The 15,912-nt window shown below is 62.8% G+C and carries 16 protein-coding genes; 7 read left to right on the plus strand and 9 right to left on the minus strand.

Going from position 1 to position 15,912, the window contains the following annotated elements; genetic code table 11:
- The first annotated feature begins 62 nt into the window (after positions 1-62).
- Entirely contained in the window at positions 63-1,436 is a 1,374-nt protein-coding gene (locus ACZ1JW_RS10935) for a class II 3-deoxy-7-phosphoheptulonate synthase (protein WP_465140575.1), read from the plus strand.
- A 38-nt stretch (positions 1,437-1,474) separates the two neighbouring features.
- On the opposite strand, the gene ACZ1JW_RS10940 is transcribed toward ACZ1JW_RS10935, so the two are convergent.
- The 6 genes from ACZ1JW_RS10940 to ACZ1JW_RS10965 all read right to left on the minus strand — a co-directional run bounded on the left by ACZ1JW_RS10940 (position 1,475) and on the right by ACZ1JW_RS10965 (position 8,598).
- A complete protein-coding gene (locus ACZ1JW_RS10940) occupies positions 1,475-2,242 on the minus strand; it encodes a hypothetical protein (protein ID WP_465140576.1) in 768 nt (255 codons plus the stop codon).
- Positions 2,243-2,637: 395 nt separating this feature from the next.
- Positions 2,638-3,699: a phosphotransferase family protein gene (locus tag ACZ1JW_RS10945; RefSeq protein WP_465140577.1), complete on the minus strand. Its 1,062-nt coding sequence runs from the start codon at positions 3,697-3,699 to the stop codon at positions 2,638-2,640.
- An 11-nt stretch (positions 3,700-3,710) separates the two neighbouring features.
- Positions 3,711-4,799: a Zn-dependent alcohol dehydrogenase gene (locus ACZ1JW_RS10950; RefSeq protein WP_465123526.1), complete on the minus strand. Its 1,089-nt coding sequence runs from the start codon at positions 4,797-4,799 to the stop codon at positions 3,711-3,713.
- A gap of 126 nt (positions 4,800-4,925) precedes the next feature.
- Positions 4,926-6,218, minus strand: a complete 1,293-nt coding sequence (locus ACZ1JW_RS10955) for an acyl-CoA dehydrogenase family protein (RefSeq protein WP_465123525.1) — start codon at positions 6,216-6,218, stop codon at positions 4,926-4,928.
- Positions 6,219-6,325: 107 nt separating this feature from the next.
- Positions 6,326-7,753: an MFS transporter gene (locus tag ACZ1JW_RS10960; RefSeq protein WP_465140578.1), complete on the minus strand. Its 1,428-nt coding sequence runs from the start codon at positions 7,751-7,753 to the stop codon at positions 6,326-6,328.
- Positions 7,750-8,598, minus strand: coding sequence for an SDR family NAD(P)-dependent oxidoreductase (locus ACZ1JW_RS10965; protein WP_465140579.1), 849 nt, complete (start codon positions 8,596-8,598; stop codon positions 7,750-7,752). The genes ACZ1JW_RS10960 and ACZ1JW_RS10965 overlap by 4 nt, the downstream gene beginning before the upstream one ends.
- Positions 8,599-8,792: 194 nt before the next feature.
- Between ACZ1JW_RS10965 and ACZ1JW_RS10970 the strand changes: the two genes are divergently transcribed.
- The 4 genes from ACZ1JW_RS10970 (at position 8,793) to ACZ1JW_RS10985 (ending at position 12,926) form a co-directional block, all read left to right on the plus strand.
- Positions 8,793-9,953, plus strand: a complete 1,161-nt coding sequence (locus tag ACZ1JW_RS10970) for an acyl-CoA dehydrogenase family protein (RefSeq protein WP_465123522.1) — start codon at positions 8,793-8,795, stop codon at positions 9,951-9,953.
- 3 nt (positions 9,954-9,956) lie between these two features.
- Positions 9,957-11,096 (plus strand): acyl-CoA dehydrogenase family protein, encoded by a 1,140-nt coding sequence (locus ACZ1JW_RS10975; RefSeq protein WP_465140580.1) that lies wholly within the window; start codon positions 9,957-9,959, stop codon positions 11,094-11,096.
- Positions 11,097-11,229: 133 nt separating this feature from the next.
- Positions 11,230-12,033: an SDR family oxidoreductase gene (locus tag ACZ1JW_RS10980; protein WP_465140581.1), complete on the plus strand. Its 804-nt coding sequence runs from the start codon at positions 11,230-11,232 to the stop codon at positions 12,031-12,033.
- A 5-nt stretch (positions 12,034-12,038) separates the two neighbouring features.
- Positions 12,039-12,926: an SMP-30/gluconolactonase/LRE family protein gene (locus ACZ1JW_RS10985; protein WP_465140582.1), complete on the plus strand. Its 888-nt coding sequence runs from the start codon at positions 12,039-12,041 to the stop codon at positions 12,924-12,926.
- A gap of 20 nt (positions 12,927-12,946) precedes the next feature.
- Here ACZ1JW_RS10985 and gmk read toward each other — a convergent pair whose 3' ends face one another.
- The 3 genes from gmk to ACZ1JW_RS11000 all read right to left on the minus strand — a co-directional run bounded on the left by gmk (position 12,947) and on the right by ACZ1JW_RS11000 (position 14,573).
- A complete protein-coding gene (gmk, locus tag ACZ1JW_RS10990; RefSeq protein ID WP_465123518.1) occupies positions 12,947-13,597 on the minus strand; it encodes a guanylate kinase in 651 nt (216 codons plus the stop codon).
- A gap of 51 nt (positions 13,598-13,648) precedes the next feature.
- Complete coding sequence (locus tag ACZ1JW_RS10995; protein WP_465140583.1) at positions 13,649-13,963, minus strand: hypothetical protein; 315 nt, start codon at positions 13,961-13,963, stop codon at positions 13,649-13,651.
- A gap of 112 nt (positions 13,964-14,075) precedes the next feature.
- Positions 14,076-14,573: an SspB family protein gene (locus ACZ1JW_RS11000; protein ID WP_465123516.1), complete on the minus strand. Its 498-nt coding sequence runs from the start codon at positions 14,571-14,573 to the stop codon at positions 14,076-14,078.
- An 85-nt stretch (positions 14,574-14,658) separates the two neighbouring features.
- Here ACZ1JW_RS11000 and hisB point away from each other — a divergent pair, with 85 nt between their 5' ends.
- Both hisB and hisH read left to right on the plus strand, forming a co-directional pair.
- Positions 14,659-15,252 carry an imidazoleglycerol-phosphate dehydratase HisB gene (hisB, locus tag ACZ1JW_RS11005; RefSeq protein ID WP_465140584.1) on the plus strand — a complete coding sequence of 198 codons (594 nt, stop codon included), beginning with the start codon at positions 14,659-14,661 and terminating at the stop codon, positions 15,250-15,252.
- A complete protein-coding gene (hisH, locus tag ACZ1JW_RS11010; RefSeq protein WP_465140585.1) occupies positions 15,245-15,874 on the plus strand; it encodes an imidazole glycerol phosphate synthase subunit HisH in 630 nt (209 codons plus the stop codon). Before hisB ends, hisH begins: the two co-directional genes overlap by 8 nt.
- Positions 15,875-15,912: the final 38 nt, after the last annotated feature.

A 15,912-nucleotide genomic window follows, 5' to 3' on the forward strand; every position in this document is an offset into this window, starting at 1 on the left:
ACCCTTCCTTTGCATTTCTTGCGCGCCGGGCGTATGGGGCCGCCTCTTGAAAGGAAGAGCAAGTGGCACAGAACTGGACTGCGGATTCGTGGCGCGGATATGAAGGACGGCATCTGCCGACCTATCCTGACGCTGAAAAGCTGAATGAGGTCGAGACGACCCTGACGAGCTTTCCGCCGCTGGTCTTTGCCGGCGAAGCCCGTGCGCTGAAGGCCGATCTCGCCCAAGTGGCGGCAGGCAAGGGTTTCCTGCTTCAGGGCGGGGACTGCGCCGAGAGCTTTGCCGAGTTCCATCCCAACAACATTCGCGACACGTTCCGCGTGCTGCTGCAGATGGCCGTCGTGCTGACCTTCGCCAGCAAGCAGCCGGTGGTGAAGGTGGGGCGTATGGCCGGCCAGTTCGCCAAGCCGCGTTCTTCGCCGGTCGAGAAGATCGGTGATGTCGAGCTGCCGAGCTACCTTGGCGACAATATCAACGGCATCGACTTCACCCCGGAATCGCGCATCCCCGATCCTGAGCGCATGCTGCGCGCCTACAGCCAGGCTGCGGCAACGCTCAATCTGCTGCGCGCGTTCTCGACGGGCGGCTATGCCAACCTGCGCCAGGTCCACCAGTGGACGCTCGATCATATCGGCAAGAGCCCGTGGGCCACGAAGTTTGCCGAAATGGCCGACAAGATCGGTGAAGCGCTCGACTTCATGGAAGCTTGTGGCGTCGATCCGCGTACGGTTCCGCAACTGCAGGGCACCAGCTTCTATACCAGCCACGAAGCGCTGCTGTTGCAGTACGAAGAGGCCATGACACGCCAGGATTCCCTGACCGGCGAGTGGTACGATACCAGCGCTCACATGCTGTGGATCGGCGATCGCACCCGCTTCGAAGGTTCGGCCCATGTCGAATACCTGCGCGGTGTGCAGAACCCCATCGGCATGAAGTGCGGACCCTCGCTGACGCCTGACGCGCTGCTCAAGATGCTCGATACGCTCAACCCCGGCCGCGAGGCAGGGCGCATGACTCTGATCAGCCGCTTCGGGCATGACAAGGTTGAAGCGGGCCTTGCGCCGCTGGTCCGTGCGGTGAAGCGCGAGGGTCATCCTGTCGTGTGGTCGTGCGATCCGATGCACGGCAACGTGATAAAGGCCGACAACGGCTACAAGACGCGTCCGTTCGACCGTATCCTGACCGAAGTGAAAGGCTTCTTCGCGGTTCATCGCGCCGAGGGCACCCACGCTGGTGGCATCCACATCGAGATGACCGGTCGCGACGTGACAGAATGCACCGGCGGTGCGGTCGCGATCACGCAGGAAGGCCTCGCCGACCGCTATCACACCCACTGCGACCCGCGCCTCAACGCAGCGCAGTCGATCGAACTGGCGTTCCTTCTGGCCGAAGCGCTCAACGCCGAGCGCGCTGGCGCCAAGGCCGAAGCAGCCTGAAGACCTGCTGCCCCCTTCGCAAGAAGGGGGCATGCCCCTCAGTGCTTCTGATCGCGGTACAAGGCATAGCCGTGCTGTCTGTCGCTCCGGATATCGAGGCCATCGCGCAGTTTCTTTCGCAGCGATGATACGAACACCTTGACCGATGACGGCTGGAGCACGCTGTCCGATCCGAGCGCTCGTGCCAGCACCCCCATCGGTACGACATTGCCGTCCGCCGCACGCAACATCTCGAACATCGCCTTCTCACGGGCCGTCGGCGGCGTTGCGAAATGCGCGTCGGTACTTTCGCTCGTCGACATTTCAACGACATGTGCATTCGCGCGACCGGTTCGTGCGAGGCGATGTCGAGCGTGATGCGCGCGCATGCGGGCCTGGGCCTCGGGAATGGGCATCCGCGGTTCGAACACGTCGTCAAATCCGGCACGCAGTAACGACGCACGCTCCTTTGGGCCTGTCGATCTTACAAGTGCGATCTTCGTCTTGTCGGTAATGGCCGCAGCATAATACCGCAGCAGTCGCTTTACGCGCTTTGGATCATTTCCGGCAATGACAAGCACATCATATTGGAATCGATTTGGTGAAATGTCAGCGAGATAGTTTTCTGATACCCTGCAGATATCGATATCTCGATGCAGGAGTTCTGACCAAAGCAGAAGCGAAGAGGCACTGCTTTCTCCCACAAGTGCCAGGCGAACGACAAGATTGACGTCCGGACTGTCATGGGCGTCCATGGGTTCAGGAATCGCACCAGAGCGAGAGAGGCGGAGCGGATCCGGTTTTTCTGAAGCAACAATAAGCATCACGGTTTCTGCTTCCTGCAACGAGCGGCTGTGAGGAAAATAACACTTCTGTCATTTTCAACGGTGCTAACGCGAATGTAGCTGCGCCCCCAGGACTGCCATCAGATGCGGATACACTTATCCTTGCAACTTCAGATTCGACCGGCAGTATGTTTCCACGTCCAAACAGACTTTCACGGTACAGTCAGGATGTTACTGCTTTTATCGAGAAATTTCAATATTTTGCAAAGGTTAACGCCGCTGCTTCCGCTTGCAGGCTGACGGATAAAATCTAAGTAACTGAAAATACTGAAAATTCGTGCTCAAAACTATGCGCGCACGGAAATGTCCAACGTCGAACGTGCCAAAAATTCAAGTTGTTTTGGTAAGTTAGCAACAAAAGTGCACAAACTTGCGCTTCAGGCTCCCGCTTTCATCGCAAAGTCCAGCGCAAGTTCAGCCAGCGGACGCACCCGTTCCGACATCGCCATTGCATGCGCGCTCGACGCAGTCCCGTCGATCACGCGCTTCTTGATGCCCTGAATGATCCCGGCAAGGCGGAAGAAGTTGTAGGCGATGTACCAGTCGAGGTCTGGAAGTCCGTCCCGTCCGGTCTTTTCGCAATAGCGGGCGACGACGTCTTCCAGCTCCGGAATGCCAAGCGCCTTGCGGTCAAGGTCCTGAACCCCTGAGCGGCCGGCGTTGTCCTGCACCCAGGCGGTACAGAAGTAGGTGAAATCCGCCAGCGGATCGCCGAGCGTCGAAAGCTCCCAGTCGAGCACGGCGACGACTCTCGCTTCGGTCGGATGGAAGATCATGTTGTCGATGCGATAGTCGCCATGGACCACGCTGGTACGCGTCTGCTCCGGCAGAGTGGCGGGAAGCCACTCGATCAGCCGCTCCATCTCGGGCATCGTCTCGGTTTCCGAAAGGCGGTACTGTTTCGTCCAGCGATCAACCTGGCGGCCGAAGTAGTTGCCAGGCTTGCCGAAATCGGAAAGGCCTGCAGCTTCGACATCCACCGAATGCAACGCCGCCAGCGTATCCACCATCGCGTCATAGGTTGCGCGCCGGAATGCGGGCGTGGCACCTGGCATTGCACCATCCCAGATCGTCCGCCCATCGACGCAGCCCATCACGTAGAACCATGAGCCGATGACGGCATCATCCGTGCAAAGACCGTATTGCCGCGCGACCGGGAAGCCGGTTTCCGAGAGACCCGCCTGCACCTTGTATTCGCGGTCGACCGCATGGGCAGAAGGCAGCAACTTTCCGAAGGGTTTGCGCCGCAGGACATAGGGGCCGGATGGACTGTCGATCTTGTAGGTTGGGTTAGACTGGCCACCCTTGAACTTAGAGACACTCAGCGGCCCTTTGAAGCCCTCGACATTCTCTTCGAACCAGCGAGTCAGGCTCGCCTCGTCAAGCCTGTCGGCCCCCTCCGGAGCGACTGTCCCGGTAAAGGCAGTCTGCGCGTCCATAGCCCCCTCACTCATTGGTCAAACACGATGACTGAGCGGGCAGAATGGCCCTGCTTCATCTTCTCGAAGCCTTCATTGATGCCCGAAAGCGGGATTCGCTCGGCAATGATCGTGTCGAGATCAAGCAATCCGCGCATGTAGAAGTCGACCAGACGCGGCAGGTCCACCGGGAAGTGGTTGCCGCCCATGATCGCGCCCTGCAGTTTCTTGTCGGACAGGAGGTCCATCGCGGAGAGGCCGACCTTGTGGTTCAGCGGCATCATCCCGAGGATCGTGGCCGTGCCGCCCCGCCGCAGCGAGGCGACCGCAAGATCTCCCGATGCGGGACGGCCCACGGCTTCGATGGCGTGATGCACGCCCCCCTTGGTCATCTCGACGATTTCCTTGGCGGCATCGGGACCCGCGTCGATCGCGTCGGTCGCGCCAAGCTTCAGAGCCAGCGCGCGCTTTTCGGGCATCGGATCGACCGCGATGATCCGTCCTGCCCCCGCAATCTTGGCGGCGTTAACTGTCGCCAGCCCGACCCCGCCGCAGCCCACCACGCAGATCGTCTCGCCAGGCGTAAGCTTGGCGGCGTTGAATACGGCTCCGGCGCCAGTCGTGACCGCGCAACCGATCACGGCTGCACGATCCAGCGGCATGTCCGGCGTAATGGCGACGCAAGCATGCTCGTGCACCAGCATCTGCTCGGCAAAGGCTGAAAGGTTGAGCATCTGGTTGACGGTGCTGCCGTCATCCGTCCGTGTCAGGCGAGGGGGCTGTCCGGCCCCGCGCCGCGTGTCTCCGCCAAGGCAAAGCGACATCCGCCCGGTCACGCAGAACTCGCAATGTCCGCAGAACGCGGAAAGACAGGTGACCACCGCGTCCCCCACCTTGACCGTGCGCACTTCGGAACCGACCGCCTCGACTATGCCCGCCGCTTCGTGCCCGGGCACCGCAGGAAGCGGATGCGGATAGGCACCATCGATGAAGTGGAGGTCCGAATGACATAGCCCGCAGGCCGCTGTGCGGATCAGCACTTCATGCGGGCCGGGCTTCGAGACGGTGAGGTCATGAAGCTCGAGCGGCTTGCCGGGTTCGACGAGGACTGCGGCTTTCATTGGTCACTCCAGATCTTTGAACCAAAATGCGCACCCGCGCAGGCGGGTGCTTCAGTCGGCTTATGCTGATGTTCCGTAACAGCATCTTGGGTACCCGCCTTCGCGGGGAGCCAAGATGCTTGATAATCACCGAGCCACGCCCAGATCGCCCGAGCTGAAGCCCTTGTCGCCCGACGGCAGGTCGGAATGACGGGCGAACTCGATGCGGGCAATCGCGCGGGCGTGAACTTCGTCCGGACCATCTGCCAGACGCAAGGTGCGCTGGTGGGCATAGGCCTCGGCAAGGCCGAAGTCTTCCGAAACGCCGCCGCCGCCGTGGGCCTGAATCGCATCGTCGATGATCCGGAGCGCCATGTTCGGAGCCTGCACCTTGATCATCGCGATCTCCAGCGCGGCCGACTTGTTCCCGACCTTGTCCATCATGTCCGCCGCCTTCAGGCAGAGCAGGCGGGTCATTTCGATGTCGATGCGCGCCTGCGCGATGCGCCATTCCCAGATCGACTGGTCTGCCACGCGCTTGCCGAACGCGATACGCGATTGCAGGCGCTTGGCCATCTTTGCGATTGCTTCCTCGGCCACGCCGATGGTGCGCATGCAGTGGTGGATGCGGCCCGGTCCGAGGCGACCCTGCGCGATCTCGAACCCGCGCCCTTCGCCCAGCAGGATGTTGGAGGCGGGCACGCGCACATTGTTCATCACCACTTCCATGTGGCCGTGCGGCGCATCGTCATAGCCGAATACCGGGAGGTGACGGACAATCTCGACGCCCGGCGCGTCCAGTTCCATCAGCACCATTGACTGCTGCTGGTGGCGCTTCGCCTCGAAATCGGTCTTGCCCATGACGATGGCGATCTTGCAGCGCGGATCGCCCACGCCCGATGACCACCACTTGCGCCCGTTGATCACATACTCGTCGCCTTCACGGCGGATCGAGGTCTCGATGTTGGTTGCGTCCGAGGAGGCAACCGCTGGTTCCGTCATCAGGAAGGCCGAGCGGATCTCGCCATTCATCAGCGGGCGCAGCCAGCGCTCCTTCTGCTCCAGCGTGCCGTAACGGTGGAACACTTCCATGTTGCCGGTATCGGGTGCTGAGCAGTTGAACACTTCGCTCGCCCAGCCGATGCGGCCCATTTCCTCGGCGCAGAGCGCGTATTCGAGGTTGGTCAGGCCCGGACCTTCGAACTCGAACGTGTCCTCGACGTGATGATGCCCGCCATTGCGCGGCGGCATGAACAGGTTCCAGATTCCGGCAGCCTTGGCCTTGGCCTTTTCCTGCTCGACCGTCTGCAGAACCTTCCACCGATCACCCGATGCCTGTTCGGCCTTGTAGTCCTTGTGGCGCGGGCGGACGTTGTCTTCGATGAACTGGCGGACGCGGTCACGCCAGTACTTCTGGCGGTCGGTCGGTTCGAAATCCATGGGCCTCTCCTTGCTTGCCCGGCACTGTTCAACGGGCAGACGGTGAATTCAAGCGGAAATTAAGCGATCGGTTAAGTCATGTCGTTGATCGAGGTCATTTCGGCGCATCACGGATGCAATCCCGCTGCGTCCGGATCGACCTTGGCGACCTGATCGAGTCTCGCCAGACGGGCCTGATGCGTGGCCCTGTCGATCGGGAAACGCCGCACGACGAATGCCGTAAGCCCTGCCAGCACAGCAATGCTCGCGACGTAGGCGAGACTCAGGCGATAGGTCACTTCGGGCGCGACGGCATCGGGAGCGGTGTTGGGCTCAAGCCCTGCAAAGCTCAGCAGCAGGCCCGTGCAGAACACGCCAAGCCCGCCCGCACATTTCGAGGCAAGAAACGCGCCCGCCGACAACGTCCCTTCCGATCGCCGACCGGTCTGCTCTTCCGATGCCTCGACCACGTCGGCCACCATCGACCACAGCGTCATCGTTCCAGTGACGGTGAATGTGTTCGACAGCAGCGTGCAGGCAAACATGCCGGCGAGCGATGTGGTGCTTCCATCCGGTGCCCACAGGCCCAGCCAGCGCAGCAGCAACGGCCCCGCCCAGAACACCATGCCAAGCGGTGCCATCCGCATCACCGTCCCGGCCTTGCCCCAGCGCAGTTGCGCGCGCCCGACCAGCAATGAGGCGCCGACGACGCTGGCGAACAGCAGGAACGGGAAGGCCTGCAGTGCAGTCGACGTAAACTTCCAGACGTAGAGATAGAGGTAGTTCGACAGCGCGAAAGTCAGCCCCTGTGCGGTAAGCGCTGCCGCAATCCCGGCCATTACGATCAGGCAGGCAGGATGCGAGAAGCTCTCGCGAATCTCTCCCAGAGAGGCGAAGGCGCTCTTGCCCGTCGACGCCCGCTCCGGTGGCCACCCCGCGACCGCGCGATGCTGGCCTATGGCCGAAACCAGCACACAAGTGACCATCAGCCCCGCACCGAACAGCCCGAAGTTGCGATACCCTTCACGCGCCAGCATTGCGTTGGGCAGGAACACGCCATAGGCCAGCAGCAGCATCAGCAGTCCGCCACCCCACGAAAACAGAAATCGGAAGCGGGTGAGGCGGGTGCGTTCGTCGTAATCGCGGCTGATCTCCGCCACCAGCGCGGCCGAAGGCACCTCGCACATCGCCACGAGAGCGCGGACCATGATGGCCGAGAACAGCAGCATCACGAAGCTCGGCTCGCCAATCGGCGACCACAAAAACACCCATGCCAGCGCCAGCGGGATCGGCGCGATGTAGAGAAACGGCAGTCGCCGCCCCCACGCCGTCCGCGTCCGGTCGCTGAAATGGCCGACGATGGGGTCGATCAGCCCGTCGAATACCAAGGCGATGAGCAGCGCAAGGCTGACCAGCCGGGCATCCATGCCCAGCACCTGATTGTAGAACAGCAGCAGGAACGTCGCGAAGCCGTTGTCCTTCACGCCATAGGCCACGCTGCCCAGGCCATTGGCAAGGGCGAGGCGGGTCGGAACCTTGCCCTGTATCGGGATCATGAAACCTTGGCGCTCTGCGCCATCTGCTCAAGCGCATCGAACAGGCCCGGCATGTTCGGGTCCCAGCTGTGGCGCGGTCCGATGGTGATGCCACCATCGACGATCAGCGAAGTGCCGTTGACGAAGCCTGCTGCCTCGCTGGCAAGGAACAGCACCGCCTGCGCGATGTCGTCTGCCTGTCCGCCCCGCGCCACGGGTTGCGCTTGGCTCGACATTGCGGCGATTGCATCCTTGGCCTGCGCTTCCAGTTTTGCAGGCATGTCCAACGACGCGGTGAAGATGTTCGTATTGATGAAGCCCGGCTGCACCGCGTTCACGCGGATCTGGTGCTTGGCGAGGTCCGCCGCCGCCACTTTGGTCAGGTGCAGCACGCCGGCCTTCGCCACGGCATAGGCGGTCGGTGAATATCCCGGCCCCACGGCGGCGACGCTCGAGGTGTTGACGAACGAGGCACCCTTGCGCCCGATCATGTGCGGCACGGCATAGCGGATGCCGAAGGCGACCGAGCGGAGCAGCAGATCCATCGTGCGGTCCCAGCCTTCAGGCTCGATCTCGTCGATGGGCGTACGATCGCCGCCTGCACCAGCGTTGTTGAACACGCAGTCGATCCCGCCGGTCTCGGCCGCCGCCCGGTCCATCAGTGCCTTGATGTCCTCGCAGCGGGTGACGTCGCAATGTGCCGTCACGACCTTGCCGTTCGATGCCGCTGCCGTTTCGGCGAGGCCCGATTCGTCGATGTCGGCAGCATAGACCGTGGCGCCCTCGGCTGCGAAGGCGATGGTCGTGGCCCGCCCGATTCCCGATGCTGCCCCGGTCACGACGACCGTCTTTCCGTTGAACCGCATGCCTCTCTCCAGCGCATTTTTCGTTGTTTTACGTTTACGTCAGCTTAGGCGCGAAAGACCTCGCGTCAATGCTGCTGCACTTGACGCTACGGCATGCTGGACTTGCCCCAAAGCGCAGGAAAGCGCCCGAAAATCCGCCCTTGCCATCGCCTCGCGACTCGCCTTAACCTTCCGATTAAGAGAGGAGCACAACCATGTCAGACCTTGATGCTTTCCGCAGCGAAATCCGCGCGTGGCTCGAAGAGAATTGCCCTGCCGAAATGCGTGAGCCCGTCCGCGATGAGGGCGATGTCTGCTGGGGCGGACGCAACTTCCAGTTCAAGAACGAAGCGCAGAAGACCTGGATGGATCGCTGCGCCGCCAAGGGCTATACCGTGCCCGATTGGCCCGAGGCCTATGGTGGCGCGGGCATGTCTCCGGCTCAGGCCAAGATCTGGCGCGAGGAGCTCGCACGCATCGGCGCCCGCCCACCGCTTTCCAGCTTCGGCATCTGGATGCTCGGTCCCGCACTGCTGAAGTTCGGCACCGAAGAGCAGAAGGTCCACTACCTCAATCAGATCGCCCGCGGCGAAATCCGCTGGTGCCAGGGCTATTCGGAACCCGGCTCGGGTTCCGACCTCGTGTCCCTGCAGACCTTCGGTGAAGACAAGGGCGATCACTGGGTCGTCAACGGCCAGAAGATCTGGACCTCCTATGCCGACAAGGCCGACTGGATCTTCTGCCTCGTCCGCACCGACAAGGCCAACAAGTACCAGGGCATCAGCTTCCTGCTGTTCGACATGACCACCCCGGGCGTTACGACCAAGCCGATCAAGCTGATAAGCGGCAACTCGCCGTTCTGCGAAACCTTCTTCGACAACGTCGTCGTGCCGAAGAACCAGATCGTTGGCGAACTCAACCGTGGCTGGGACGTCGCCAAGTACCTCCTCGGCCATGAGCGCGAGATGATCTCGGGCGCGGGCGGTGGCGATCGCCTCAATGCCATCGGTGCAGTCGTGGCGCGAAATGGCCTCGAAGACCCGATCCTGCGCGCAGACCTCGCCATGTTCGATGTCGATGCCCTGGCCTATGCCTGCATGGGCGAAAAGTTCCTCGACGAAGCCAAGGTCGGCAAGGCCCATCCCGCCCAGCCCAACATGATGAAGTATGCAGGCACCGAACTGAACAAGCGCCGCCACGAACTGCTGATGTCGGCAGGCGGAGCGACCGCGCTGGAGTGGGACAGCGAGCGCACCAACGGCGGAACGCCCGCCCGTTCGTGGCTTCGCACAAAGGCCAACTCGATCGAAGGCGGCACCAGCGAAGTCATGCTCAACGTCGTCGCCAAACGCATTCTCGAACTGCCGGGAGCCTGATCCATGCCCCTGTACCATACCGAAGATCAGGCCATGCTGGCCGAGAGCGTCACCGGCTTCATGGCCGACGAAGGTGGCATCAAGAAGCAGTTGCGCCACTATCGCGACATCAACTGCCAGGATGGCTTCGGCCATGCCCTGTGGAAGCAGTTCGCCGAGATGGGCCTCACCGGCATGCTCGCGGCCGAGGCCGATGGCGGGCTGGCCATGGGACATGTCGAGGCGGGCATCGTTCTGCGAGAGATTGGTCGCAACCTCACCCCGTCACCGTTCCTCACCACCTCGGTCATGGGCGTCACCGCGCTTGCCGGTGGCTCCGAGGACCTGCGCGGACGCTGGCTGCCGGGGGTGATCGCGGGGGACAGCGTGCTCGCTGTCGCCATCGACGAAGGCCCGAAGCACCGTCCCGAGCGCATTGCCTGCAAGGCGGAGAAGGCCGGCAACGGCTTCCGCCTTCAGGGCCGCAAGGCTTTCGTGGTGCAGGGCGCGTCTGCCGATGCGATCATCGTCGCGGCCCGCACTTCGGGCAGCGACACCGACAATGACGGCATCACGCTCTTCGCAGTGCCCAAGGATGCGGTGGGCATTTCCCACGAGAACCTGCGTCTGGTTGACAGCGCGATGGCCAGCAACGTCACCTTCGACAATGTCGAACTCGACGGCGATTGCGTGATCGGCGAGGTCGATGGCGGGCGCGAACTGCTCAACAAGGTCCTGCGCGCAGGCCGCATCGGCGCTGCCGCCGAGCTGACCGGCGTCGGGCAGGGCGCTTTCGATATCACGACCGCCTACCTCAAGACCCGCAAGCAGTTCGGCCAGTTGATCGGCGAGTTCCAGGGGCTCCAGCACCGCGCCGCGCATCTCTATTCCGAACTCGAAATCGCCGAAGCCGCCGTGATCAAGGCGCAGCAGCTTCTCGATGGCAATTCGGAACGCGCCGATCTGATGATCTCGGTCGCCAAGGCCAAGGCCGCCAAGGCGTGCAACCTCTCGGTCCGTGAAGGCGTGCAGATGCACGGCGGCGTCGGCATGACCGATGAATACGACATCGGCCTCTACATGAAGCGCGACCGTTCACTGGCCGAGTTCATGGGCGACCAGTACTACCACGCGGAGCGTGTCGCCCAACTCAGCGGGTATTGATCAGACGAAGCGCGTGATGCTTCGACAAGCTCAGCATGAGCGGGTTTTGGTTTTGCACCAGATCCGCTCGTCCTGAGCCTGTCGAAGGACGCACGCACAACGGTCGCATAGATGGCCGGAAGGGAACGGACCAATGGATTTCAGCAAGCTCTTCAGCCTCGAAGGCCGCATCGCGGTCGTCACCGGCGGTTCGCGCGGTATCGGCGAGATGATCGCCGAAGGTTTCATCGCCGCCGGGTGCAAGCGCGTTTACATCACCGCGCGCAAGGTCGCCGTTGTCGAGGAAACCGCAGCACGCCTTGGCGAGAAATGCATTGCCATTGCCGGTGACATTTCCAACGTCGCAGGGATCGAACAGCTTGCAGCTGACCTTGCCGCGCGCGAGGAAAAGATCGACATCCTCGTCAACAATGCGGGCGCCGCCTGGGGCGCCGATTTCGAGGACTTCCCCGAAGTGGGCTGGGACAAGGTCATGGACCTCAACGTCAAGACCCCGTTCTTCCTGACCCAGAAGCTGCACGGCCTGCTCAAGGCAGCCGCCAGCAAGGAACAGCCGGCCAAGGTGATCAACATCGCCTCGGTGGATGGCCTGCGCCTCAACCCCTGGGAAACCTACAGCTACCAGGCGTCCAAGGCTGCCGTCATCCAGCTGACCAAGCGCATGGCGGCCCGTCTCGTGCGCGACAACATCGTCGCCAGCTGCATCTGCCCCGGCGCTTTCCCCTCGGAAATGAACAAGGCTGCGGCCAAGAACCCCGAAGCGTCGTCGCGGGGCATCCCTTCGAAGCGCGTGGGCACGATCGAGGACATGGCCGGCGGCGCAATCTTCCTCGCCAGCCGCGCGGGCGACTACGTCGTCGGAACGCCACTCCCCATCGATGGCGGTATCGTAAACGCATGGGTTCCGGAGAACGCCATCGATCCAAGCGGGCACTGACACCTATGCCCCGCACCGTTCGCACGCTGGTGGAAGGTCTGACGTTTGGCGAAGGGCCGCGCTGGCGGGCGGACGACCGGGGCGGGCGGCTGTGGTTCTCGGATTTCTTCTCGCAGTCCATCCGGTCTGTCGGGATGGGTGGAGACGTTACCATCGAGCTTGAGCTGGACGATCAGCCATCGGGTCTCGGTTGGATGCCCGATGGCTCATTCCTGTTCGTTGCGATGAACAGCCGCGAAGTGCGCCGTCTCTGGCCGGACGGAACTGTCGCCATTCACGCCGATCTATCGGGCGTTGCCAGACACCCGTGCAATGACATGGTCGTCGACGCCCATGGCGGTGCATGGGTCGGCAATTTCGGCGTGGACTTTGCCGAACTCATGCAGCGATCATTTGCCGACGTTGCGGCAGATCCGCCGCTGGCTGACCTCGCCCGCGTTAGGCCGGATGGCAGTGTCAGCGTCGCTGCGAGGGGCATGGCCTTCGCCAACGGCAGCGTGATCACGCCCGATGGCCAGACACTGATCGTTGCTGAATCCCTTGGCCGCAGGCTGACCGCCTTCGACATCGGGCTGGATGGTCGCCTGTCGAATCGCAGGACATGGGCGGAAACCCCCTTGTGCTCACCCGATGGCATTGCCCTCGATGCAGAAGGCGCGGTCTGGTTCGCGAATGCCTTTGCCGGTGAATGCGTGCGCATCGCTGAGGGCGGGGAAGTGCTGGAAGTGGTCGAGACAGGCAACCGCAATTGCTACGCCTGCATGCTTGGCGGGCCGGAGGGACGCCACCTGTTCATGCTGGTTGCGGACACTGTCGAACCCGGCGCGGGTGTACTTCCCAGCGGAGCAATCCTGTTCACGGAAGTGGACATGCCCCACGCGGGCCTACCCTGAAGTCCACCCCTGAAGCCCGATCAGCCCCGCATCAACCCGCGCACGAAATCAATAAGCCCCGTCTGTCGCGTCCGCTTCATGCGCTCGGCGGCAAGAATCTCGCGCACCTTTTCGAAGCAGCTGGCCACGTCGTCGTTGATGACCACGTAATCATAGCCATCCCAGTGGCTGATCTCGGCCTGCGCGCGGGCCATCCGGGCGTCGATCACTTCAGGGCTGTCGGTCCCGCGCCCGGTCAGGCGGCGGTGCAGTTCCTCGAGGCTGGGCGGCAGGATGAACACGCGCACCACGTCGGCCTGCGCCTTCTGATAGAGTTGCTGCGTGCCCTGCCAGTCGATGTCGAACAGGACGTCGCCGCCCGATTTCAGCCGGTCGCGGATGTGGGCCTTGGGCGTGCCGTAGCAATTCCCGAATACCACGGCCCATTCATAGAATTCGTTGGCCTCGACCATGCGGTCGAACTCGGCCTTGTCGACGAAGTAGTAGTCCTTCCCTTCGACTTCGCCCGGACGCATCGGCCGGGTGGTGACAGAAACCGATGCCGCGATCTCGTCATCCTCGGCCAGCAGCTTGCGCGCGATCGTGGTCTTTCCAGCGCCCGATGGCGAGGAAAGGATGAACATCAGGCCCCGGCGGTGCAGGGTATCGTCGTCGTGGGACTCGTGAACCATGTGCGCTAGTGGCGCATCGGTTCCCGCGCGGTCAAGTGGGGAAGGCTTCGCTCAGGCTTTCTTGCCGCGCTCGGCCTGTTCGTCGACCGCCACTTCGCCGGCGGCCTCGGCCTTGCGGCTGCGCCGACGATCGTAGAGCGTCTTGGCGAGAAGTCCGCCGCCGACCACGATGGCGCCGGGAACCGAACGCGTCGCTACCCGGGCGATGGCCGTGCCGACCAGAGTCTGCAACATCGAGCGACCCTTGATGATCCGCCCGGCCTTTTTCGAGCCAAGCTTCGACCCGATCAGCCCCTTCTCGACACCCCTGCGCAGCAGCGCGCCGCCAGTGCGCAGCGCGACGTCGGCGAGAATCAGGTTGGTCATCGGATTGGGGCTTAGCGCGGGCACCTTATCGGCAGCTCGCTTTGCTGCCACCACAAGTTTTCTGCCCTTGCCTGCCATGCCCTTGCCTTTTGTAAGCGGGGCGCGGAGCCCCTTACTTCTTCTTGCCGAAATCGACAGTGACGACATTCGAGCCGTCCTCGTTCCGCTCAACAGCCGGCTTGTCGACTTGTTCCGGCGAATCGTTCTCTGCAGGCTCTACCGGCTCGGCCTCGTCATCCACCACGGCCTGGAACTGCAGCCCGAAATCGACGGCCGGATCGACGAAAGCCGTGATTGCCGAAAACGGAATCACCAGCGTCGACGGAATCTGGTTGAACGAAAGACCGACGCTGAAAAGGTCTTCCTCGACCTTCAGGTCCCAGAACTTGTTCTGGAGGACGATGGTCATCTCGTCCGGAAACCGCTCGCGCAGGCGCTGCGGGATGTCCACGCCCGGAGCGCCGGTCTTGAAGGTGATGTAGAAGTGGTGCGTACCCGGCAGCATGCCGCCGCCGGCTGCTACCTGGCCCAGCACTCTGCCAACCACGGCGCGCAGCGCCTCCTGCACGATTTCGTCGTAGGGTATCAGGCTGTCAGGTGCATCGCTCATGGCGTCACAACTGACTGCACGCGCCGTTCGGGTCAAGTGGGGACGGTGATTGATTCTAAACAGGAGCGGCGTATAGGCGCTTGCCATGCGCACCGGATCGATCACGCGAAAGACCGAGGAGACCGACATTGCCGTGTCGGTGAACCTCGATGGCACCGGCACCTACAAGGTGGAAACGGGCATCGGCTTCCTCGATCACATGATCGAGCAGTTCAGCCGGCACTCGCTGATCGACATCGAATGCCGGGTGAAGGGCGACCTCCACGTCGACCAGCACCACACCACCGAAGACAGCGCCATCGCGCTGGGGCAAGCAATCGCGCAGGCACTGGGCGACAAGAAGGGCATCACCCGCTACGGCCACACCTATTCGCCTATGGACGAAGCGCTGAGCCGCGTCGCGCTCGACATTTCGGGCCGTCCGGTGCTGGTCTGGAAGGCCGCCTTCACCCAGCCGCGCCTTGGCGAGATGGACACCGAGTTGTTCGAACACTGGTTCGCCTCGATCAGCCAAGCCGCCGGGATCACGCTGCACATCGAAAGCCTCTACGGCTCGAACAACCACCACATCATCGAGGGCATCTACAAGGGCTTTGCCCGCGCGATGCGGCAGGCGATCGCCATCGACCCGCGCAAGGCTGATGCGGTGCCCTCCACCAAGGGCATCCTCGGTGGCTGATACCCTCGCGCTGGTCGATTACGGCGCGGGCAATCTCCGCTCTGTCGCCAATGCGCTGAAAGCTGCCGGCGCCGAAGGCGTGGTCGTCACCGCCGATCCCAGCGTCGTACGCGCGGCCGACCGTATCGTCCTGCCCGGCGTCGGCGCCTTCCGCGCCTGCATCGGTGCGCTCTCTGCCGTCCCCGGCCTGGTCGAAGCCATGGAAGAGCGTGTGCTGGTGGGCGGAGTCCCGTTCCTCGGCATCTGCGTCGGCATGCAGCTTCTTGCAGATCGTGGCATCGAATTCGGCACTACCGATGGCCTTGGCTGGATCGGCGGCGAAGTCCGCGTGATCGAACCGGCCGACCCTTCGATCAAGGTTCCGCACATGGGCTGGAACGACGTGGCGCCAATGCCGCACAAGGGCGCGGCGGAACTGCTCGAACCGGGCGAGGCCTATTTCCTCCACTCCTACCACTTCGTCCCCGAAGAGGGTGCGCACGTGGCAGCGATGAGCGATCATGGCGGCGGCATTGTCGCAGCAGTGGCGCGCGACAATATTCTGGGCGTCCAGTTCCACCCGGAAAAGAGCCAGTCCTACGGCCTCGCGCTCCTTTCCCGCTTCCTCGAATGGAAGCCCTGACGGGTTAGGCTGGGGAACCCTATGCCGTCGCGAGGCCT

Source organism: Novosphingobium sp. BL-A-28-Hi1-0D (assembly GCF_055521755.1).